This window comes from Actinophytocola oryzae (genome assembly GCF_004364325.1).
GTDB classification, from domain to species: Bacteria; Actinomycetota; Actinomycetes; order Mycobacteriales; family Pseudonocardiaceae; genus Actinophytocola; species Actinophytocola oryzae.
Genome location: NZ_SOCP01000021.1, coordinates 82,398 through 103,475, shown reverse-complemented (window position 1 = coordinate 103,475; position 21,078 = coordinate 82,398). Strand labels below are relative to the sequence as shown.

Below are 21,078 nucleotides of genomic sequence, written 5' to 3'. Positions count from 1 at the left end.
TCACCCCACCCGTTTCGTCGCGGCCCGCGCCGAGTCGACCATGCGGTCCAGGATCTTGCGCAGCACCGGCGTCGCCGTGGCGAAGTTGAGCCGCACGAAGCCGTCGCCGCCGGGGTTGTAGAGGTGGCCCGGGGACAGCTCGACCCTGCCGTGCTCGCGGAACAACGCCGCTGGGTCCTCGACACCGAGCCCCCGACAGTCCAACCAGGACAGATAGGTGGCGTCCGGCATGTGGTGGCGCACCTCGGGAAGCTCGTCGGCGACGACCCGTGCGACCAGGCGCCGGTTGCCGTCGAGGTAGTCGAGGACCGTGGCGAGCCAGCTCTCCCCCTCGGTCCACGCGGCGAGGCTCGCACGCATGCCGAGCACGTTGACGCTCGGCCCGGGCGGCAGCGCGGCGAGCCGCTCACGCAGCGACCGGATGCCGATGTGGGCGACCGAGCACCGCAGACCGGCGAGGCTGAAGGCTTTGCTGGCCCCGTACATCGTCACCGTGCGCGCCTCCAGCTCCGGGTCGAGCGAGGCGAACGGCAGGTGGCGGTGGGGCGCGTAGGTGAGGTCGGCGTGCACCTCGTCGGAGATCACCACGAGGTCGTGGCGGTCGGCGGCCTCGGCGAGCGTGCGCAGCTCGCCCCGGGTGAACGCCCGACCGGTCGGGTTGTGCGGGTTGACCAACAGCAGTGCCCTGGCGCCGCTCTCGGCGATCCGGCGCGCGCAGTCGTCCGCGTCGAACACCCAGCCCTGCTCGGTGTCGTTGAGCGGTAACGGGATCAGCCTGCGGCCGAGCAGCTGGATCAGCTGTCCGATCGGGCCGAACACCGGTGTGTGGATCGCGACGCCGTCCCCGGGGTCCGTGCACATCTCCAGCACGAGACGCATGGCGTTGGTGGTGTCGGTGAACTCGCGGACGAACTCGGGGTCGGCCCACCAGCCGTGGCGCTGTCGCATGCGGTAGGCGAACGCCGCACGCAGCGGGCTCCCGCCCGACCAGTCGGGGTAGCCGAAGTCACCGAGTTCGATGTACCTGCGCAGCGACGCGATCACGGGCTCCGCCACGGGATAGTCCATGTCGGCGATCGACGCGGGCAGCACCCCGGGGCCCGACGAGCCCCACTTACCGCCGGGGCGGAACCGCAGCACGCGCTCGTCGAGCTGGTCGAAGACCACGTACCTCGGCCGTTCGACGCCGTTTCTCACCTGTGCGGTCATCAGCCCTCCCCTGCGGACGAATTGCACATACGGCATACCGAACAGGAGAAGGCGTCGTTCGTCTTCTCCTGTCGTGCGGTGGTCACCCGTGAGAGCAGTTTCGAAGGTGTCCCATGTGGTCCAGAACACCATGCTGGCCACCAGGTGAGATCGCTAGCACAGAGTTGCGGAGGGCCGGTCCAAATGATCTATAGCGCGAACGAACCTGGTGACGACGACACATTCCCGCTCACGGAGATCCAGTACGCGTACTGGGTCGGCCGTGGTCCGAACTTCGTGCTCGGGAACGTGGCCCCGCACGCCTACTTCGAACTGGAAGGGCGGCGGTTGGACGAGCACGTGCTCACCGAGGCCTGGAACCGGATCATCGCGCGGCACGGCATGCTCCGCGCCGTCGTCGGCGCCGACGGGAACCAGCGGGTGTTACCCGAGGTTCCCCGGTTCGACATCGAGGTCACGGACCTGTCCGACACGCCTGCCGACGAGGTGTCGGGCCGGCTGCGGGAGATCCGGGACGGGATGTCCCACCGGGTCTACGACGCCGCGCAGTGGCCGCTGTTCGACATCCGCATCACGCGCCTGGCCGAGTGGGACCGCCTGCACATCAGCCTCGACCTGCTGATGGTGGACCTGGCGAGTGTCGCCGTGTTGTTCAGCGAGTGGCAGACCCTGTGCCAGAACCCCGCGCACGAGCTGCCGCCCGTCGACGTGACCTTCCGCGACTACGTGCTCGCCCTCGAACGCAACGCCGACTCCGAGCGCACGCGGCGGGCCCTCGACTACTGGACCTCCCGCGCCGCCACGCTGGCGCCGCCGCCGGACCTGCCGCTGGACCGCTCGCCGGTCGCCGTGCACCGGCCGAGGTTCACCCACCGCGAGTTCCAGCTCGACCCGGATGCGTGGAAGCGCCTGCGTGACCGGTCGGAGGAACGCGGGCTGACGCCGACCACCGTGCTCGCCACCGCGTTCTCCGAGGTGCTCGCCGCGTGGAGCGGCACGCTGCGGTTCACGCTCAACCTCACCCTGTTCAACCGGCTCCCGTTGCTGCTCGACGCGGACGGCGACGGCCACCGGGGCCTGCACCCGCACCTGCGGCGCGTGGTCGGCGACTTCACCTCGATCTGCCTGCTGGAGGTCGACACCGAGGAGGGCACGTTCGACGAGCGGGTGCGGCGCACCCAGCGCCAGCTCCAGCAGGACCTCCGGCACCGGTATGTCAGCGCGCTGCACACGCTGCGGGAGCGGCGCAGGCTCGGGCTGGACAACGCCTTCGGCACGATGCCGGTCGTGTTCACGAGCGGGCTGGGCACGGTCGCCGACGTCACCGGGCCGCGTGACTACTTCGGCGACATCACCTACCGCGTCAGCCAGACGCCCCAGGTGTGGCTGGACCACCAGGTCGTGGACATCACCGGGTCGCTCGACCTGACGTGGGACGTCGTCGAGGAGCTGTTCCCGGAGAACCTGCTCGACGACATGTTCGCCACGTACACCGGCCTCGTCGAGCAGCTGGCGGCCGACGGCGCCGTGTGGGACGGCGAGCTGCGCGTGACACCGCCTCCGTACCAGCTGACCGAGCGCGACGTGGTGAACCGGACCGCCGGTCCCCTGCCGGACGGCCTGCTCCACGAGCCGTTCCTCGCGCGGGTGGCCGAGCAGCCGGACCGGCCCGCGGTCATCACCCCCGCCGAGACCCTGACCTACGGCGAGCTGGCCGGGCGGGCGAACGCCGTGGCCGACGCGATCCTGCGGGCGGGCGACGGGAGTCCCCTGCGTGACGGGCTGGTCGGCGTCACGCTGGACAAGAGCGCCGACCAGGTGGCCGCCGCGTACGGGGTGCTGCTGGCCGGGGGCGCCTACCTGCCCGCCGGTGCGCGGCTGCCGGGGCCGCGGCGGACGGCGATCCTGACCGACGGCGAGGCGGCCACCGTCGTCACCACCGCCGCCATGGCCGAGGACTTCGACTGGCCGGAGGGCATGACGCCCGTGCCCGTCGACCGGCTCGACGATCTCGCCGCCGCACCCGCCGCCGTGCCCGCCGAGCCGTCCGACCTGGCCTACGTGCTGTTCACGTCCGGCTCGACCGGGCGGCCCAAGGGCGTCATGATCGAGCACCGGTCGGCCCTCAACACCGTGCACGACATCACCGAGCGGTTCGGCGTGACCCGTGACGATCGCGTGCTCGGGCTGGCCGAGCTGAGCTTCGACCTGTCGGTGTACGACCTGTTCGGCGCGCTCGGGGCCGGTGCGGCGATCGTGCTGCCCGATCCGGACCAGGCGGGTGAGCCCGCGCACTGGGCCGACATGATGCGTCGCCACGGCGTGACCGTGTGGAACTCCGTGCCTGCCCAGATGCAGATGCTGGTCGACCACGTCGAGGCCGTCGGCGACATCCCGGACGGGCTGCGGCTGGTCATGATGAGCGGCGACTGGGTGCCCGTGGACCTGCCCGACCGGATCCACGCGCTGTGGCCGGACGCGGTGGTGATCAGCATGGGTGGCGCGACCGAGGCGTCGATCTGGTCGAACTACCACCGCGTCGACGAGGTGCCGCCGGGCACGCCGAGCATCCCCTACGGTGTGCCGCTGCGGAACCAGCGGTTCCAGGTGCTCGACGCGAGCATGCGTCCCTGTCCCGACTGGGTGCCCGGCGAGCTGTACATCGAGGGCTCCGGCCTGGCCCGCGGGTACTGGCGCGACCCCGCGAAGACCGCGGCGAGCTTCGTGCAGCACCCGGTGACCGGCGTGCGGCTCTACCGCACCGGCGACTACGGCCGCTACCTGCCCGGCGGGATCATCCAGTTCCTCGGGCGGCGCGACGGTCAGGTCAAGATCCGGGGGCACCGCATCGAGCTTGGCGAGATCGAGTCCGTGCTGACCCAGCACCCCGGGGTGGACCGCGCGGTCGCCGTCAAGTCCGATGAGGACGGTGGCGGCGCCCGACTGCTCGGCTTCGTCGTCCCGGCGAAGGACGACACCGACTCGCTGTACCAGAAGGACGTCGCCGACCCGGCGGAGTCGGTCCGGCGGTGGGAGGCGCTGTGTGACGACCGGGAGCCCGCACCGGGACCGTCGGCCGAGACCCTCGCGCAGGCGTGGCGGCAGCTCGACGACGTGTACGCCTCGGCGGTCGCGGTCGCCCTGCACACGTTCGGCGCGACCGACGTCCCCACGATCCTGCGGTCCTCCGGTGTGGCAAGGCGGTACGAGCGGTGGCTGAACCGTGCCGTGGCCGCCCTGCGCAGGCGCGGCGAGCTGACCGACCTGCCCGCGACCATTCCCACCGCGGTGGCGGCCGGCACGCACCAGGTCCTCGGTGAGTCGCTCGGCGTGCCCGCGGACCTGACCGACTGGCTGCTGACGATCGCCGCCAACCTCACCGGAATCCTCACCCAGGACCTGCACTCGGCCGAGCTGTACGCGAACGACCGCACGCCCGCGGTGTACGAGCACCTGTTCGGGCCGGTCCACCGGGTCGCGGCGCGGGCGGTGCAGCGGCTCGCGGCGGCGTGGCCAGTCGACGAGCCGCTGCGGATCCTGGAGGTCGGCGCAGGCTACGGCACGCTCACCAGGCACGTCCTGCCGCTGCTGCCCGAGCGGACGGAGTACACCTTCACCGACATCTCCACGTACTTCACCGAGCGGGCCCGCGAGCAGTACGCCGACTACCCGTTCGTGTCCTACGACCTGTTCGACATCGACCGGCCCGCCGACCTCCAGGGCTTCGACGGCAAGGCGTTCGACATCGTCATCGCGGGGAGCATGCTGCACGACGCGAAGCAGCTGCGGCGGTCGATCCGCAACCTGCGGTCGGTCCTCGCGCCCGGTGGGACGCTGCTCCTCGTCGAGCAGACGGCGTTCCACGACTGGTTCGACCTGACCATGGGGCTGCAGCAGGGTTTCGACGGCTACGAGGACACCGACCTGCGCTCGGCACACCCGCTGCTCGACCCGGGCGCCTGGCGTGACGAGCTGGCACAGGCCGGTTTCGCCGACACGGCGGTGCTGACCCCGCCGGGCAGCGGCATGGCCTCGGTCGGGTTCGACGTGATCGTGGCACGCGGCCCGGACGAGAGCCGCAGGTTCGACGGCGAACGGCTGCGCACCCACCTCGGCCAGCAGCTGCCGAGGCACATGGTGCCCAGCACGGTCCACGCCATCGACGAGCTGCCGCTCACCAGCACCGGCAAGGTCGACCGCGGCACGCTCGCCAAGGCACGCGGCAGGACCGGCGTGAAGGGCCGTGCGGCCAAGCCGCCACGCACCGACCGGCAGCGCAAGCTCGTCGAGATCTGGTGCACGGTGCTCGGCCTGAGCCAGGCCGACCTCGGCGACGACTTCCTCGAGGCGGGCGGCGACTCACTGCTCGCGGCCCGGCTGGTCGCGAACATCTCCTCCGCGTTCGGCATCACGGTGGCGGTCGCGACCGTGCTGGAGTACCCGACCGTCGAGCTGCTCGACGGCTACCTGGAACGGATTCTCGGCCCGTCGGAGCTGCTGCCGGACGCGTTGGAGGCGACGAAATGAGTGAGTTGGCAACCCGGGAGTGGCTGGTGGCGTTCGTCGCGGGCGTCCTCGACGTCGCGCGGGAGGAGGTCGACCCGACCGCGTCGTGGGAGTCGCTCGGCGTCGACTCGGCGACCACGCTGGTACTCGTCGCGGACCTCTCCGCCGTGCTCGGCCGCGAGGTGCGGCCGATCGAGGTGCTCGAGAACCCGACGATCGACACGCTGGTCGAGCACCTCGGCACGTGTGAGGTGCCGGCATGACCGCACAGACCGTTGGCCGTTGGTTCGTCCAGGGCGTCGCACGCCCCGACCGGCGGCGGTTGTTCTGCTTCCCGCACGGCGGTGGGTCCGCGGCCGAGTTCGTCCGCTGGGCCCGTCACCTGCCCGAGGTCGAGGTCCGCGCCGTGCAGCTGCCCGGTCGCGGGACCCGGCTGTCCGAGCCGGTCCTCGACCGGATGGACGACCTGGTCGAGGCGGTCACGGCGGTCATCCCGACGACCGCGCCGTACTCGGTGTTCGGGCACAGCCTCGGCGCGCTCGTCGGCTACGAGGTGACGGCGGCACTACACCGCGCGGGCCGCAGGCTGCCGGACAACCTCGTGGTGTCCGGCTTCCCCGCGCCGTCGACGACACGCACCGAGCCGCCACTGCACACGCTGCCGGACGAGGAGCTGATCGACGAGGTGGGCCGGCGGCACGGCGGCCTGCCGGAGGAGCTTCTCGCGGACGCCGAGCTGCGGAGGCTGGTGGCGAGGTACCTGCGGGCCGACTACGCGATCCTGGAGACCTACGAGTGGCGCGGGCGCGACCCGTTGCCCGTGCCGCTGACCGTGTTCGGCGGGCGGGACGACTCGATCACCACCGACGCGCTCCAGGCGTGGCAGCGGCACACCACCGAGGAGATCACGCTGCGCCTGTTCGCCGGTGGGCACTTCTACTTCCGCCGGCAGCAGACCGGCGTGCTGCGTGCGCTGGCAGGCGCGGCGACACGAACCCGAAGGGACGCGGTGGCCTGAGACATGTTGGTGTTCATCGGAGCGGCACTCGTCATCATCATCATTCCCGGACCCGACCAGGCGCTCATGACCAGACAGGCGTTGGTGCGCGGCAAGATGTCCGGCTTCGCCTCGACCATGGGCGGCGCCATGGGCCTGACCATCCACGCGTCGCTCGCGGCGTTCGGGCTCAGCGCGTTGTTGGTGGCCTCGCCGGTCGCCTTCAACATCCTGAAGATCGTCGGGGCCGTGTACCTGGTGTGGATCGGGGTGCAGACCATCCGCATGGCGAGCCGTGCCGTCGCGGACCTGCCGACCGGCGAGCCGTCCGAACGCAGGCCGCTTCGGTGTATTCGCAAGGGTTTCCTGACCAACGCGCTGAACCCGAAGCTGGCCGTGTTCTTCGTGACGTTCCTGCCCCAGTTCCTGCCGTCGTCCGGTCCGGTGCTGACGCAGGCGCTGACCTACTGCGGAGTGTTCGCGTTGCTGTACATCGCGTGGTTCAGCCTCTACGTGTTCACCATCGACAAGTTCGGTTCGGTGCTGCGTCGTCGCAAGGTCCGCGCCGGCATCGAGTACGTGACCGGCGTGCTGCTGCTCGGTTTCGGCGCGGGCCTCGCGATGCAGGGGGTGTGACTCAGTTGTAGGGCATGGCCGGGAACCAGCCGAAGCCGAACAGCGACGGCACCCGCAGGTCCCAGTAGACGACCGTGAACACCCCGAGGCCCAGCAACAGGGTTCCGGTGATCACGGCGGTCCTGCGGGGGTTCCCGGCCAGCCAGCGGAGGAACCGGCCGCGCGAGCCGAGGACCAGGAGCGCGAACAGCACCGACACCAGCAGGATGTTGCCGAGCGACTGCAGCGCGAACGTCGCGGCGCCGTAGAGCGGGTTGCCCGTGTCCGCGGCCCAGTGGAACAGCTTCACGAACATGGGATACGGCCGCCCGATCAGGAACGCGCCGACCAGCGCGCCGAGCGCCACGACCCGTGCCGTCGGCCGGCCGGCGAACACGTCACGCACCACGCCGAGCGACGCCAACCCCAGGTACACCATGGCGAGACCGACGAGCCCGAATACGACGGACGACTGGAGCAGTCGCACCGGCATCGAGCCGACCACGTCCGTCGACAGCTGGGGAAGGCGCTCGCCGAGCAGCACGCCGACGAAGCCGTACACCGCGGACACCGTCACCATGCCGGCGGCGAACGCGCCGAGCGGGCGGAGCAACGCACGCAGCAGGCCCGTGCGTTCGCCGGCACCCGCCGCGCTCATCGGCCCGATCGACGCGGCCATCGCGATGTTGCAGGCGGTGAAGGTGCCCGCGAACCCGGAGACGAACGCGAACAGCAGCCCCGCGACGCTGCCGTCGATGGGGGTGGTCTTCGCCGCGCGGCCCAGCAGGGTGTTGGCCACGTTGTCGCCGATCACGCTGTCGACGAACTCGAAGGACCACAGGATCGCGAGCAGTACGCCGGCCGCCACGCTGATCAGCACGGCCACGCCGGTGCTGTTCGTTCTTGTCCCGGTCACGTCGGTCGATGTGTCCACCACGCGGAGAGTCACCACCCCAGTCGCAACGAAACCCGTCTTCTCATTCATAGGTCCACGGGCCTTCGGTCACAATGGCCCGAACAGTCGCATCGACTCGTCGTCCACGGTGGACTGTGTCAACGGCGGGTGAGCGCCCTCGCGAGGATGCGGGGCGCCATCATCGACGACGGTGGGGCGAGCAGCCCGGCCACCCGGAGGAATGTGGCCGCCACAACGGGATCGTGCTCGGCGATGCGCTGCAGGCGCGCGACGTACCGGTTGACCAGGCGTACCGACAGCGGGCGGTGGCCCTCGATCTCGGGCAGTGCGAGGTCCCCGCCCGCGTTCAGCTGCCACGCGGGCGCGACGATCCGTGCCGCGGCGCGGTGGAAGCGGCGGGCCAGGTCCTGTTCGCCGTCGGCGAGGCACCGGCGCAACGCGTCCGCCTCGAGTGCCGCGACCGTCATGCCCTGGCCGTAGACGGGGTTGAAGCTGCAGATCGAGTCACCGAAGGCCAGCAACCCGGCCGGGAACCGGCGCAGCCGCTCGTAGTGGCGCCACACGCTCGCCGGGAACCGGTGTGTGCTCGGCTCCTCGACCGGCTCGGCGGCCCTGATCGACGCCATGACGTCCGCCGGCGCCGCCGTCGCGACGAAGTCGAGCAGGCCCGCGTCGTCGGTCGGCGGGTGGTCCCCCGCCATGCCCACGACCGTGAGCATCCACCGGTCGTCCTCCTGCCTGCCGAGGATGAACCCGCGTGGCCGTCCCGGCACCGCACCGACCAGCACCAGCTGGTCGGCGGGCCGGGCGTGTTCGGGGAACCGCACGAGCCTGCTGACGTAGGCGATGTCGGCCTTGATCCGTTCCTGCGGCGGCGCGTCGAAACCCAGTCCGGGTAACCAGGACGCGGTCCGCCCCGCCCGGCCCATCGCGTCGACGACCAGATCCGCCGTGATCGTCTCCGCGACGACCCGCCCGGTGCGGTGCGCGACCCGCACGCCGGTGACCCGGTCGCCGGTGGTGCGCAGGCCGCCGACCTCGCAGCCGTCGAGCAGCTTGACGTTCGGGACGGCGGCGAGCCGTGCCCGCACGTGCCGGTCCAGCAGTGGACGTGTCAGCTGGATGGTGTGTCCGGTGGTCACCCGGCACAGCTCGTGGCCCGCGAGGACCACGCGCGCCTGGCCCAGCAGGTTCGTCCGCACGGCACCGGCCTCGACCAGCTCGTCGGACAGGCCGGGGAACAACGTGTCGAGGAGCCTGGTGCCACGCAACAGAAGCGTGTGGAAGTGGTGTCCCTGCGGCACGCCACGCCGGTGGTCGGCGTCCGCGTGGAACCGGTCACGCTCGACGACCGTCACCCGCTCGTAGGTCTCGGCGAGCACCCGCGCGGCGAGTATGCCCGCCATGCTCCCGCCGAGCACCACTGCCTGACCGCGTCCGCTCATCCCCACAGCCTGACAACCCGGGGCGGGGCCGACGTCTCCCAGCGTGCGCTGTCAGGCGTTCTCCTTGGGGGACACCAGGTCCAGGAACTCCCAGTGCGCGTCCGGCGCGAGACCGGCCAGCGCCTTCCCGCAGTTCTGCAGGAGAACGGGGCCGGAGGTGATGTGCTGGGTGCCGGAGTTGAGGTCGCGGTAGTAACGCTGAAGGTCGCCCCGGCGCAGCGCCGTGGTGGCCGCCCACTGGTACACCGTCTGGCCCACCGACTGCACCGACCACGTGGTGTTGTTGAGCATCAGCCTGGTGAGCGTCTCCTGTCCCGTGGACAGGAGATCGCCGCTGTCGAGCGTTTTCTCGTTGTCCGCCCACAGTTCCATGGCCCACGCGCGTGCCGCCCGGTACCGGGCCTCCGCCTCGGCGTAGGCGGCGTGGAAGTACCCGGTGTCCACCGACGCGTTGTGGGTGCCGGTCTTCCCGGCCACCAACGATCTCAGCTCGTCGAGCATGCGCCTGCCGACACCGAGTGCCCAGCCGGTGTGGCAGATCACCGCGAGGTTCACCAGGCCCATGCGGTAGATCGCGCCGCCGTGCCTGTTGTCCGTGGTGGTGGCCTCGAAGACGTGTGTCGCCGGGACGTACACGTCCTCGCACGCGTAGTCGATGCTGTGGGTGGCACGCAGGCCGAGCACGTCCCAGTTGTCGATCAGCCGCGCCTTCTCCTTGGGAAAGCTGAAGACGAGCGCCTGCCCGGTCTCGGCGCAGAACGCGGCGGTGTGGATGTGCGTGGCCAGCGGGATTCCCGACGCGAAGCCCCAGTGCCCGTTGATCCGGTAGCCGCCGTCGACCCGTTCCGCCGTGCCGAGACGCGTGCCCTGGCCCGCGAGCACGGCGTGCCGCCCGGCGGGCACGTCCTCGTACAGGTCGGCGACGGCCTCGGCGCCGAGGTAGGACGCGGTGCAGCCGGTGACCATCTGCAGTGCCATCACCGCCCACCCGACGGACGCGTCGTGGTAGGACAGCCTCTCGATGGCCCGGACCACCTGCGTCGGCGAGAACTCGTACCCGCCGAGCTCCTCGGGGATCCCGATCCTGAGCACGCCGGTCGTCTTCAGCGCACGCACCACCTCGTCGGTCGGCCTGCGCAGCGCCTCGCTCTTCTCGGCCTCGGCACGGAGAACGGGCGCGATGTCGTCGATCCGGCGGGTGAGTTCGTCGAACTCCTGGCTGACGTGCAACAGACTCATCAGTTCCCCCAGATGTGTCAGGCACGACCCAGCCTAGTTCGCCATGCCACCGACGGCCACCGGCTCGGGTTTGTTCCGGTGTTCCCGCTGGTCACGATGGTTGAATTCCACCGAGTGGACACCGCACGACTTGCCAGCAAGGTCAACTGTGCGGAACGGTGGACCGGCAGAGGCGACCGTTCACCGGCAGCGGAGCGGTCGTCGTCGGGGCAAAAGGTGGTCAGGGATGACTCTCTGGGAGTTCGTCGGGGACCGGTGGTCGAGGCTGGCCGTCGAGGCATACCAGCACGTCAGCGTGGTGATCCAGTGCACGGTGGTCGCCGCGGTGATCGGCGTGCTCGTCGGCGTCGCCGTGTACCGCAGCCCGATCGGGTCGGTCGTCGCGACGGGGCTCGCCAGCGCGGTGCTCACGATCCCGTCGTTCGCGTTGCTCGGGTTGCTGATCCCGTTCGTCGGCCTCGGTGTCGCGCCGACGGTGACCGCGCTCGTGCTGTACGCGCTGCTGCCGATCGTGCGCAACACGATCGTCGGGCTCGCGGGCGTCGACGCGGCGGTCACCGACGCGGCGCGGGGCATCGGCATGAGCAGAGTGTCGGTACTGACCACAGTGGAGCTTCGGCTCGCGTGGCCCGCGATCCTCACCGGCATGCGCGTCAGCACGCAGATGCTGATGGGCATCGCCGCGATCGCCGCGTACGCCAAGGGACCCGGCCTCGGCACCGAGATCTTCTCCGGCCTCAACCGCGCGGGCGCCGCCAACGCGACCAACCAGGCCCTGGCCGGCACGCTCGGGATCGTGGTCATCGCCCTGGTCATCGACGGGGTCTACCTCGTCGTCGCTCGTCTCACCACGTCGAGGGGGATCCGTGGCTGAACAGTCGGTCGGCATCGAGCTGGAGGACGTCACCAAGCGCTACCCGGGACAGCGGGACGCCGCGGTGGACGGCTTCACCATGACCATCAACCCGGGCGAGACGACGATCTTCGTCGGTCCGTCCGGCTGCGGCAAGACGACCACGATGCGCATGATCAACCGCCTGATCGAGCCGACCAGCGGCCGGATCACCATCGGCGGCGAGGACGCGCTGTCCATCGACCCGGACTCGCTGCGCAGACGGATCGGCTACGCGATCCAGCAGGCGGGCCTGTTCCCGCACCTGACCGTCGCGCAGAACGTCGGCGTGGTGCCGGGCCTGCTCGGCTGGGCCAAGCCGAAGATCGCCGCGCGGGTGGACGAGATGCTCGACCTCGTCGGCCTGGACCCCGCGCAGTTCCGGGACCGCTTCCCGCGTCGGCTCTCCGGCGGCCAGCAGCAGCGCGTCGGCGTGGCACGGGCCCTCGCCGCGGACCCGCCGGTACTGCTGATGGACGAGCCGTTCGGCGCGGTCGACCCGATCACGCGCGGGAACCTGCAGGACGAGCTGATGCGCCTGCAGTCGGAGCTGCGCAAGACGATCGTGTTCGTGACACACGACTTCGACGAGGCGGTCAAGCTCGGCGACCGCATCGCGGTGCTGGGCGACCAGTCGCGGATCCTGCAGTACGACACGCCGGAGGCGATCCTGGCGAACCCGGCCGACGACACCGTCGCCGGCTTCGTCGGGGCGGGCGCGTCACTCAAGCAGCTGACGTTGTTGCGGGTGCGGGACATCGAGATGGCCCAGGCCGTGACGGCCACCGAGGACGAGTCGCCTTCGACGCTGCGCCAACGGCTCGAGGCCGACGGCAGGAAGTTCGCACTGGTGCTGGACGGTCAGCGCAGGCCAAGCCGCTGGGTGCACCTGCGACAGCTGGGTGCGAGTTCGCTGGCGGCGACGGGAAACCCGGTCGGCGACCACGTGAGTGTCCAGTCGACACTGCAGGACGCGCTGGAGGCGATCCTCACCGAGGGCGGCGACGCGGTGGTCACCGGGTCGCGCGGCGAGTACGTCGGCCTGGTGCAGCTGGACACGGTCGTGGCGAAGATCCGCGAGCTGCGTGAGGAGCACAGCTCATGACCGCCGTCACCGACCCCGTTCTCACCACCGGCTCCGGTTCCCGGAGGGCGGAGATCGCCCGCCTGCTCCTGCAGCCGATCGTCGCGGTGGTGCTGGTCGGCGCGGTGCTGGTGTGGGCGTTCTCCAGCGACCTCGACGCCATCGAGGTGGTCACGCTCAATTCGACGACCCTGCTCCGGGCCACGTGGGAACACGTGCTGATCACCGTCGCCGTGACCTGTCTCGTGGTCGTCGTGGCGATCCCGCTCGGCATCGTGCTCACCCGCCGCTGGGCGAGACCGATCGTGCCGGTCTTCCTCGGCATCGCGACCGTCGGCCAGGCGGCGCCCGCGATCGGCGTCGTGGTCCTGTACTTCCTGTGGACCGAACAGGAAGGCGTCTGGGCGGCGGCGGTACCGCTGGCGTTCGTGTCGCTGCTTCCCGTGCTGCGCAACACGATGGTGGGCATCCAGCAGGTTGATCCGTCCCTTGTGGACGCGGGACGCGGGATCGGCATGTCGTCGTTCACCGTCATGCGACGGGTCGAGCTGCCGCTCGCCGTGCCGCTCATCCTCGCCGGCCTGCGTACCTCGCTCGTGCTGGCCGTCGGCACCGCGACGCTGGCGTTGTTCGTCAACGGCGGCGGCCTCGGCTTCGTCATCGACACCGGCTACAAGGTGGCCCGCACGACCGTCCTGCTCACCGGCGCGACGCTGGCGGTGGGGCTGGCGCTGCTCGTCGACTGGCTCGGCGCGCTGGCCGAACGCTACCTCGGCCCGAAGGGGCTGCGATGAGGCGCCGCCTGTTCGGTCTCGTGGCCACCCTGGCGCTCGTGGCGGGCTGCGGGCTCGACGCGGGCTACAAGCTGCCGTTCGAGGTCGGCCCCGGTTCCATCAGGCCGGTGCCCGAGCTGCAGGGTGTGACCATCAAGGTCGCCTCCAAGAACTTCACCGAGCAGATCCTGCTCGGCTACATCGCCGAGGTGGCGCTGGCCGCCGCGGGCGCGGACGTCGAGGACCTGACGAACATCCAGGGCTCCCCCAGCGTCCGCCAGGCCCTCGAGGTCGGCGACGTTGACCTGTACTGGGAGTACACCGGCACCAGCTGGATCAACTTCCAGCAGGAGACCGTGCCGATCCCCGACGAGCAGGCCCAGTACGACGCGGTGAAGAAGGCCGACGAGGAGCGGTTCGGCATCGCCTGGCTGGACTACTCCCCCGTCAACGACAAGTACGCGATCGCCACGACCAGGGAGTTCGCGGACCAGCACAAGCTGCGCACGATGTCGGACATGGTGGCATTACTCCAACAGGATCCCTCGCTCGGCACCTTCTGCCTCGAGTCGGAGTTCATCAGCCGCCAGGACGGCCTGGCGGGCGCGCAGAAGAAGTACGGCTTCGACCTGCCCGGCTCCGGCCTCAAGACGTTCGGCGTCGGCGCCATCTACGCCACGCTGGCCGGCGGACGCACGTGCAACTTCGGCGAGGTCTTCACCACCGACGGCCGCATCCTGACCCTGGACCTGGCCGTGCTCGAGGACGACAAGAAGACGTTCCCCCAGTACAACGCGGCCGTGACCGTGCGCACGGAGTTCCTCGACCAGTACCCCGAACTCGCGGACGTGCTGAACCCGGTCGCCGCGAAGCTCGACAACGACACGATCCTGGACCTGTCGGTGAAGATCGACGGCGACGGTGACGACCCGGCGGTCGTCGCCAGGGACTGGCTGGTCAAGGAGGGCTTCGTCACGCGGAAGTAGCGGCCTCCCGCCCTACCGGGGCCTTTCCCGCCGCCATGGATGTGCGGTAGGTCTAAGGGACGGCGTGAACGGAGGTAGCGGTGACAGCTGGGGACCGGGTCGGGATCATCGGAGCCGGGATCGCCGGGCTCGCCACCGCCAAGGTGCTCGGCCAGGCCGGGTACGAGGTCGTCGTGTTCGACAAGGCACCGGACATCGGCGGCGTGTGGAGCAGGACGCGGCGCTACCCGGGGCTCGTCACGCAGAACCCGCGTGACCAGTACGCCTTCTCGGACTTCCCCATGCCGAAGGACTTCCCCGAGTGGCCGTCCGGCGAGCAGGTGCAGGCCTACCTCACCGCCTACGCGCAGGCCTTCCGCATCCCGCTGCGGCTCGGCACCGAGGTCACGGCCGCCTACCCCAGCGGGGGCGGGTGGACCGTCGAGACGGACCGGCCCGAGTCGTTCGACCAGCTCGTGGTCTGCAACGGGGTGTTCTCGCAGCCGGACGTGCCCGCCTACCCGGGACGCGCCGAGTTCGAGGCGGCGGGCGGGCGGCTGTGCGCGGGCCCCGACTTCCACGACACCGAGGAAGCACGCGGCAGGCACGTGCTGGTCGTCGGCTACGGCAAGTCGGCCTGCGACATCACCGTGCCGATCAGCGAGGTCGCCGCGAGCACCAGCGTGGTCGCGCGGACCCTGGTGTGGAAGATGCCGCGCTGGGTCGGCGGGCTCGTCAACTACAAGATGCTGCTGCTGACCCGTCTCGGCGAGGCGCTGTTCCGCTCGCCGCACCCGCGCGGTCTGGAGAAGTTCCTGCACGGGCCGGCCAACCGCCTGCGCCGCAGGATGATCAACGGCATCGGCGACGTGTCGGTGCGGCAGTTCGGGCTCGACACGCTCGGGCTCGTGCCGCCGGGTCAGATGGAGGACATCGTCCGCGGCGCGAGCGGCCTGGCCACGGAGGGCTTCTTCGAGGGCGTGGCCGCTGGCACGATCAGGGTCCACCGCGACCGCACGGTCGTGCGGCTGCTCGCGCGGGACAGTGTGCCGTCGGCCGAGCTGAGCGACGGGACGGTGCTGCCCGCGGATCTCGTCGTGTGTGCGACCGGGTACACGCAGGACGTGCCGTTCCTGCCGGAGAAGGTGCGGGCCGAGCTGTTCGACGAGCGCGGGAACTTCCTGCTGTACCGGCAGATCCGGCCGGTGGACGTGCCCGGCCTGTACTTCAACGGGTACGCGTCGTCGTTCTTCTGCACGCTCAACACCGAGATGGCGGCGGTGTGGATCGCCGCGGACCTCGCTGGTGCGCTCCGGCTTCCCGAGCCTGCCGCCATGCGCAGGGCCGTCATCGACCAGGTGTCGTTCCTCGACCACACGACCGGTGACGCGCACTGCCGGGGCACGAAGATCATCCCGTTGTCGCTGCACAACGTGGACCAGGTGCTCGGCGACCTGAACGTCAACATCCCCGCGCGGACCCGCGCCGCGCACTGGCTGATCCCCGTCGACCCGAGGGCCTACCGCGAGATCACGCCGACCGTGCTCCGTCGCCTGGCCCGGGGTTACGGGGCGGCACCGGGGTTGACACGACGATCGAGCTGATCGTCTGACCAACCCGCCTCCCCGCGATCAAAGGTGTTGGTCACGCCGGGAACAGAAGGTTCTGTCTGGTCACGCGCTCGTGGCCGGGTTGCGTCACGTTCCCCTGAGGTGCGGTTGGGTCGATGTCGACGCGGTAGCCGCGGATCACTCTTCTCCTTCGATCACGTCTGGCCTCAAGCGGGTTCGCTTTCCAGGATATGCGTATGCCACGATCACTGCCGCCGCACATGTACTTCGTGGTCAGCGCGGTGTTCCACTACCTCGGGCCCGCGTTCGCCGTACTGCTGTTCGCCCGCGTCGAGGCACTCGGCGTCGCGTGGCTGCGCATCGCGTCCGCCGCGGTGGTGTTCGCGTCGTGGCGACGCCCGTGGCGACAGTGGCGGTGCCTCGACCGGCCCATGCGGCTGCTCCTGGTCGGCTGGGCGGCGGTGCTCGCGGTCATGAACAGCGCCTTCTACCTCGCGCTCGAACGGCTGCCACTGGGCACCGTCGCCGCGATCGAGTTCCTGCCGGTGATCGTCCTGGCCGCGCTTGCCGCCCGCACAGGACGCAACCTCCTGGCGCTCGTGGCCGCGGTGGCCGGCGTCTACCTGCTGACCGACGTGCGACTGGTCGCCGACCCGCTCGGCATCGCGTTCGCGGCGGTCAACGCGGTGCTGTTCGCCGGCTACATCGTGCTGGGCCACCGGGTGTCCCGCGGAGCGGCGGTGCCGGGGATCGACGGGCTCGCGCTGTCGATGCTGCTGGCCGCCGCGATCGCGCTGCCCATCGGCATCGCGGAGGCGGTGCCCGCGTTCACGAGCCTGGTCACGCTGGCCGCGGCGGTCGGCGTGGGCATCTGCTCGTCGGTCATCCCGTACGTCGCCGACCAGCTCGCGATGGCCAGGCTGCCGAGGGCGACCTACGCGCTGATGGTCGCGCTGCTGCCCGCCACGGCGACGGTGATCGGGATCGTGGTGCTGACGCAGATCCCGTCGCCGAAGGAGGTCGTCGGGGTGGTGCTGGTCGTCGCCGGGGTCGCGGCGCACCGCCCGGGCAAGGCAGGCTCAGGCGGGTAGGTGCTCGTCCGCCCAGGCGGAGATCTGGCCGAGCACGGGGATGAGTGCGCAGCCTGCCGGGGTCAACTCGTAGGACACGGCGACCGGCGGGCCCTCGATGACCGTCCTGCGGACGAGGCCCGCCTCGCAGAGGGTGGTGAGCCGCTCGGAGAGGACGGAGTCGCTGACCCTGCCGACGGCGCGGGACAGCTCGCGGTAGCCGGCGGGGCCGTGGCCGAGCTGACCGAGCAGGAGGCCGGTCCAGCGAGTGCCGAGGATGGCGAAGGCACGCGTCAGGGCAGCGTCACCCCGCACGCACTCGTCCTCGGTCATGGGGTGATGTTACCTCGCGGAGCTACTTCTCTTTTCGAAGCGACTATGATCGAGCTAGTCACATCTACTGGAGGAGCTTCCATGAAGATCGGATTCACGCTGCCGCAGACCGGGGCGGTCGCGTGGCAGGCGCCGCAGGTCGCGCGGTACGCGCGCGAGGTCGAGCAGCTCGGGGCGGACAGCCTGTGGGTGATCGACCGGCTGCTCTCCCCCGTCGACCCGAAGGTCGGCTACAACGGCGGGGACACGTTCCCGGAGGAGTTCAGCGCGCTGCTGGACCCGTTCGTGCTGCTGGGCGTGGCGGCGAGCGCGACGGAGCGGGTGACGATCGGCAGTAACATCCTGAACACCCCGTGGTACCCGCCTGCCGTCCTGGCCAGGGCGCTGACGACACTCGACGTCCTGAGCGGCGGCCGTCTGGTGCCCGGTCTGGGCGCGGGCTGGTCCCCCGAGGAGTTCGAGGCCGTGAACGTCCCGCTGAACGAGCGGGGCGCCCGCCTCGACGAGACCCTCGACGTGCTCGAGCAGCTGTGGACGGCGGATCCCGCCGAGTACGAGGGCAGGCACTGGCGGCTGCCCGCCACCCGGGCCACGCTGAAGCCGACCCGCCGCCCGCCGGTCTACCTGGCCGGTTTCGCCCCGGCGGCCATGCGCCGCGTGGCTCGCCGCGCCGACGGCTGGCTGCCGGCGGTGGCGTTGCCGCAGTTCACGGACCTGGACGCGGCCGTGAACCAGCCGCTGGCGGCGATCCGCGCGATGGCGACGGAGGCCGGCCGCGACCCGGCGGCGCTGGACATGATCCTGCGGATCTACCCGACCGTCCGCACCGACACGGTCGTCGACGACGTGGCGGCGATGATCGCACGGGTCGAGGCGGAGACCGAGGTCCGGCACGTGCTGGTCGACCTCATGTACCAGGCGGACGACGTGGACACGCTACTGAAGCTAATCGAGGCAACTCTGGCCAAGGCCCGCTGACCCGACGCACTGAAGGACGCCTTCGTAACCCTGGGCGTTACGAAGGACGCCTTCGTAACGCCGACCGCACCGAAGGGAGCCTTCGCAACGCTGGCCGTACCGAAGGACGCCTTCATAACGCTGGCCGTACCGAAGGGAGCCTTCGTAACGCGGCGGCCGTGCTGATGGAGCCTTTCGGCGCGTTGGGGTGCGGTCAGTGGGGTCTGCCCACGTCCGGCATGCGGAAGTCGCACACGCCCGTCGCGAAGATCTGCTCCAGCCGGGTGACGTCCTCGGCCGTGGGGCGCCACGAGCCGTACACGCCTCTGGCGATCGCCGTGCGGACCGGTTGGCGGGCGCACTTGAACAGCTGCTCGTCGAACGGACCGCCCGCGACCGTGCGGGACGTGCCGTGGACCGGGAACCGCTGGGTGCACGGGCCGGCCGGGCCGCGGTCGAGGATGCCGCGCCACGCGTCCCTCCCCCGGTACAACAGCGTGCCGTCCGTGGCGAAGCAGCTGTCCACCGCCTCCCGCGGCTTGTTGCCCACCACCCCCCGCGACGGGTGCGCGCCGATGTTGCCCAACCACTCGTCCATGACCGCCAACGCCATCGGCGTCTGGTCGAACGCGCGGGCCGGCCGTGCGTCGGTGAACCACACCACCTGGTTCGCCGCACTGCCCTGGCCGTCGAGCATCCGCTGGCGGGACGCGAAGGACTGGCGTGCGTTGTGCATGTCCAGCTCCTCGTCCAGGTAGTGCCGCCAGTCGATGACCGGGATGTCGATCCGGCCGTCGAACACCATGCCCGAGCGGTACGCGGCACGCATCGCGTCGACGCTGCCCTCGGTCCTCGGCCGCACGCCGTTCGCGTCCGGCGGGTTGACGTTCCGAGCGCTCCACACGTCCACATCGGACGGACACAGCGCCGCGACGAACGGACAGCCCTCCTGCACCGCGTCCTGCGACTGCTTCCACCCGCCTACCGACGCGTTCAGGTCCAGGAACTCCACGGGCGTGATGTTCCCGTCCGTCAACGCCTTCAGGCCGTACTGCACGCCGACGTTGTCCCAGGTGGACCGTGCGTAGCCGGTGGCGGGATCGCGGCCGTAGACGTTCACCGCGTCGTTCCAGTGTGTCCACTCGACCGAGGCCTGCTGCTCCGGCGTGATGCCCGGCGCCGTGCCGAACTCCGGGTTCAACGCCAGCGGCGACAGTCCGCGCCAGCCCTCGACGCACTCCGTCGAGCCCGGCGCCGCGAGCCACGGCGTCAGCGGCTGGTACGGGTTGGCCACGGTGTCCGAGGACGCGAGCCCCTCCAGCAGCGTGCGGTTGGACCACTGCCGCCACTTCGACGACGGGTCCTGCCGCACCTGCAGGTCCATCCACCGCTCCAGCAGCTCGCAGTCGCCGACGTGGATGGTCTGCGTGACCATGTCCGGGTACGAGTACTGCGGGATCGCGCCGTCGAGCAGGCCCTCGTGGTTCTGGCCGTATACGTACTGCTGGATGCCGCCACCCGAACCGCCGAGCCCCACCGTGTACGCCGGCTCGCCGTACTCGGTGACGAACCGCGACTTCACCATGATCGCGGTTTCCCCACCCAGCACCAGGTTGTAGTGCGTGTTGGTCTTCGTGCCGGTCGACCACGCGACCGCGTAACCCTGGCCGAGCCCGTAGGTGTACCGCGACTCGCTCTGGTTGTTCGAGCCCTGGTAGTGGCCGATCGCCACGCCGCCGCCGAAGTAGTAGATCAGCCTGCGGTTCCAGTGCGGCAGCGTTCCCGGCCCGGTCGCCTCCGGGTCGAGCACCGCGATCGAGTAGACGAAGCGGTTGATGGTGCCGCGTTCCCAGCGGATCACGAAGTCGACGCCGGAGGGGGTGGTGCTCATGTCCGCCGGGCGCGGCGCGGTCCTGTCGTACGGCCGCCACGCGTTGCCCGTCGACAGGTAGTAGTGGTCGACCCTGGTCGGGAGCGAGCAGTCGGCGTCGAGGAACGGGCCCGTAAGGTCGAACCCGGCGAGGTGTTCCGGCGTCGAGCAGAAGAAGTCGGGCTGCTGGGGTCCGGAGAACATCGGCCCGGTGACGGGGTGGTTCACCAGCCGCTGCGACACCTTCCCGTGCCGTGACACCGACGCGGTGACGGTGCTCGCGCCGAGCGGCAGGTCGTGGAGCACCCCTTCGAGCGCGTGCCGGCCTCGCACGAGGTCGCGGGTCACGTCCGTCTCGTCGACCGTGACCTTCACCCGATCGGACGCCACCGACCGCGGCACGTCCACCCGGATCCGCGCGGCGCCGCCGCTGACGTACTCGGCGGGACCGGAGAGCACCGCCAGCCGCAGTCCGTCACGGCCGCCATGCCGGTCGGGCGGAGACGCCGCCGCCTCCGTGCCGCCGAGGCAGACCAGTAACGCCACCACAACGGCAAAACGACGCCTCATCGCGTCCTCCCGGCTCTCGCGCGCGACCCGTCACGCTAGGCGGGCGCCGGACGAATCGTCAATACC

17 protein-coding genes are annotated in these 21,078 nt (G+C 70.5%); 11 read left to right on the top strand and 6 right to left on the bottom strand.

The window, feature by feature from the left end:
• Positions 1 to 1,209, bottom strand: a complete 1,209-nt coding sequence (locus CLV71_RS39030) for a MalY/PatB family protein (protein ID WP_133907964.1) — start codon at positions 1,207 to 1,209, stop codon at positions 1 to 3.
• Positions 1,210 to 1,392: 183 nt separating this feature from the next.
• Here CLV71_RS39030 and CLV71_RS39025 point away from each other — a divergent pair, with 183 nt between their 5' ends.
• The 4 genes from CLV71_RS39025 to CLV71_RS39010 are packed head-to-tail and all read left to right on the top strand — an operon-like array spanning position 1,393 to position 7,348.
• A complete protein-coding gene (locus CLV71_RS39025) occupies positions 1,393 to 5,736 on the top strand; it encodes a non-ribosomal peptide synthetase (protein ID WP_133907963.1) in 4,344 nt (1,447 codons plus the stop codon).
• A complete protein-coding gene (locus CLV71_RS39020; protein ID WP_133907962.1) occupies positions 5,733 to 5,978 on the top strand; it encodes an acyl carrier protein in 246 nt (81 codons plus the stop codon). Before CLV71_RS39025 ends, CLV71_RS39020 begins: the two co-directional genes overlap by 4 nt.
• Positions 5,975 to 6,733 carry a thioesterase II family protein gene (locus CLV71_RS39015; protein WP_133907961.1) on the top strand — a complete coding sequence of 253 codons (759 nt, stop codon included), beginning with the start codon at positions 5,975 to 5,977 and terminating at the stop codon, positions 6,731 to 6,733. Before CLV71_RS39020 ends, CLV71_RS39015 begins: the two co-directional genes overlap by 4 nt.
• A 3-nt stretch (positions 6,734 to 6,736) precedes the next feature.
• On the top strand, positions 6,737 to 7,348 hold the full coding sequence (locus tag CLV71_RS39010) for a LysE family translocator (protein ID WP_133907960.1): 612 nt from the start codon (positions 6,737 to 6,739) through the stop codon (positions 7,346 to 7,348).
• Between the two features lies 1 nt (position 7,349).
• Here the strand turns inward: CLV71_RS39010 and CLV71_RS39005 are convergent, their stop codons facing one another.
• The 3 genes from CLV71_RS39005 to CLV71_RS38995 form a co-directional block, all read right to left on the bottom strand.
• Positions 7,350 to 8,261 (bottom strand): hypothetical protein, encoded by a 912-nt coding sequence (locus CLV71_RS39005; RefSeq protein ID WP_243867192.1) that lies wholly within the window; start codon positions 8,259 to 8,261, stop codon positions 7,350 to 7,352.
• 119 nt (positions 8,262 to 8,380) lie between these two features.
• On the bottom strand, positions 8,381 to 9,688 hold the full coding sequence (locus tag CLV71_RS39000) for an NAD(P)/FAD-dependent oxidoreductase (protein WP_133907959.1): 1,308 nt from the start codon (positions 9,686 to 9,688) through the stop codon (positions 8,381 to 8,383).
• Positions 9,689 to 9,739: 51 nt separating this feature from the next.
• Complete coding sequence (locus CLV71_RS38995; protein WP_133907958.1) at positions 9,740 to 10,927, bottom strand: acyl-CoA dehydrogenase family protein; 1,188 nt, start codon at positions 10,925 to 10,927, stop codon at positions 9,740 to 9,742.
• Positions 10,928 to 11,153: 226 nt separating this feature from the next.
• Here CLV71_RS38995 and CLV71_RS38990 point away from each other — a divergent pair, with 226 nt between their 5' ends.
• From CLV71_RS38990 to CLV71_RS38965, 6 genes are all read left to right on the top strand, one after another.
• Positions 11,154 to 11,801 (top strand): ABC transporter permease, encoded by a 648-nt coding sequence (locus tag CLV71_RS38990; protein WP_133907957.1) that lies wholly within the window; start codon positions 11,154 to 11,156, stop codon positions 11,799 to 11,801.
• Positions 11,794 to 12,924: an ABC transporter ATP-binding protein gene (locus CLV71_RS38985; protein WP_243867190.1), complete on the top strand. Its 1,131-nt coding sequence runs from the start codon at positions 11,794 to 11,796 to the stop codon at positions 12,922 to 12,924. Before CLV71_RS38990 ends, CLV71_RS38985 begins: the two co-directional genes overlap by 8 nt.
• The gene (locus tag CLV71_RS38980) at positions 12,921 to 13,697 is read left to right on the top strand and encodes an ABC transporter permease (RefSeq protein WP_133907956.1); all 777 of its coding nucleotides are present in this window, start codon (positions 12,921 to 12,923) and stop codon (positions 13,695 to 13,697) included. Before CLV71_RS38985 ends, CLV71_RS38980 begins: the two co-directional genes overlap by 4 nt.
• A complete protein-coding gene (locus CLV71_RS38975; RefSeq protein ID WP_133907955.1) occupies positions 13,694 to 14,662 on the top strand; it encodes a glycine betaine ABC transporter substrate-binding protein in 969 nt (322 codons plus the stop codon). The genes CLV71_RS38980 and CLV71_RS38975 overlap by 4 nt, the downstream gene beginning before the upstream one ends.
• Positions 14,663 to 14,742: 80 nt before the next feature.
• Positions 14,743 to 16,245, top strand: a complete 1,503-nt coding sequence (locus tag CLV71_RS38970) for a flavin-containing monooxygenase (protein WP_133907954.1) — start codon at positions 14,743 to 14,745, stop codon at positions 16,243 to 16,245.
• A 203-nt stretch (positions 16,246 to 16,448) separates the two neighbouring features.
• On the top strand, positions 16,449 to 17,303 hold the full coding sequence (locus tag CLV71_RS38965; RefSeq protein ID WP_243867188.1) for an EamA family transporter: 855 nt from the start codon (positions 16,449 to 16,451) through the stop codon (positions 17,301 to 17,303).
• Here the strand turns inward: CLV71_RS38965 and CLV71_RS38960 are convergent.
• Positions 17,292 to 17,615 carry a winged helix-turn-helix transcriptional regulator gene (locus CLV71_RS38960; RefSeq protein ID WP_133907952.1) on the bottom strand — a complete coding sequence of 108 codons (324 nt, stop codon included), beginning with the start codon at positions 17,613 to 17,615 and terminating at the stop codon, positions 17,292 to 17,294. The two genes, CLV71_RS38965 and CLV71_RS38960, sit on opposite strands and share 12 nt — an antisense overlap.
• 81 nt (positions 17,616 to 17,696) lie before the next feature.
• On the opposite strand from CLV71_RS38960, the gene CLV71_RS38955 reads away from it, so the two are divergent.
• Positions 17,697 to 18,593 carry a TIGR03619 family F420-dependent LLM class oxidoreductase gene (locus CLV71_RS38955; protein WP_133907951.1) on the top strand — a complete coding sequence of 299 codons (897 nt, stop codon included), beginning with the start codon at positions 17,697 to 17,699 and terminating at the stop codon, positions 18,591 to 18,593.
• Positions 18,594 to 18,786: 193 nt separating this feature from the next.
• Here the strand turns inward: CLV71_RS38955 and CLV71_RS38950 are convergent, their stop codons facing one another.
• Complete coding sequence (locus CLV71_RS38950) at positions 18,787 to 21,012, bottom strand: DUF6351 family protein (RefSeq protein WP_133907950.1); 2,226 nt, start codon at positions 21,010 to 21,012, stop codon at positions 18,787 to 18,789.
• Between the last annotated feature and the right edge of the window lie 66 nt (positions 21,013 to 21,078).

Excerpts from the sequence above, each read along its gene's own strand:
- CLV71_RS39030 (WP_133907964.1), bottom strand. The coding sequence starts at position 1,209 with ATGACCGCACAGGTGAGAAACGGCGTCGAACGGCCGAGGTACGTGGTC.
- CLV71_RS39025 (WP_133907963.1), top strand. The coding sequence starts at position 1,393 with ATGATCTATAGCGCGAACGAACCTGGTGACGACGACACATTCCCGCTC.
- CLV71_RS39020 (WP_133907962.1), top strand. The coding sequence starts at position 5,733 with ATGAGTGAGTTGGCAACCCGGGAGTGGCTGGTGGCGTTCGTCGCGGGC.
- CLV71_RS39015 (WP_133907961.1), top strand. The coding sequence starts at position 5,975 with ATGACCGCACAGACCGTTGGCCGTTGGTTCGTCCAGGGCGTCGCACGC.
- CLV71_RS39010 (WP_133907960.1), top strand. The coding sequence starts at position 6,737 with ATGTTGGTGTTCATCGGAGCGGCACTCGTCATCATCATCATTCCCGGA.
- CLV71_RS39000 (WP_133907959.1), bottom strand. The coding sequence starts at position 9,688 with ATGAGCGGACGCGGTCAGGCAGTGGTGCTCGGCGGGAGCATGGCGGGC.
- CLV71_RS38995 (WP_133907958.1), bottom strand. The coding sequence starts at position 10,927 with ATGAGTCTGTTGCACGTCAGCCAGGAGTTCGACGAACTCACCCGCCGG.
- CLV71_RS38990 (WP_133907957.1), top strand. The coding sequence starts at position 11,154 with ATGACTCTCTGGGAGTTCGTCGGGGACCGGTGGTCGAGGCTGGCCGTC.
- CLV71_RS38980 (WP_133907956.1), top strand. The coding sequence starts at position 12,921 with ATGACCGCCGTCACCGACCCCGTTCTCACCACCGGCTCCGGTTCCCGG.
- CLV71_RS38975 (WP_133907955.1), top strand. The coding sequence starts at position 13,694 with ATGAGGCGCCGCCTGTTCGGTCTCGTGGCCACCCTGGCGCTCGTGGCG.
- CLV71_RS38965 (WP_243867188.1), top strand. The coding sequence starts at position 16,449 with ATGCCACGATCACTGCCGCCGCACATGTACTTCGTGGTCAGCGCGGTG.
- CLV71_RS38960 (WP_133907952.1), bottom strand. The coding sequence starts at position 17,615 with ATGACCGAGGACGAGTGCGTGCGGGGTGACGCTGCCCTGACGCGTGCC.
- CLV71_RS38955 (WP_133907951.1), top strand. The coding sequence starts at position 17,697 with ATGAAGATCGGATTCACGCTGCCGCAGACCGGGGCGGTCGCGTGGCAG.
- CLV71_RS38950 (WP_133907950.1), bottom strand. The coding sequence starts at position 21,012 with ATGAGGCGTCGTTTTGCCGTTGTGGTGGCGTTACTGGTCTGCCTCGGC.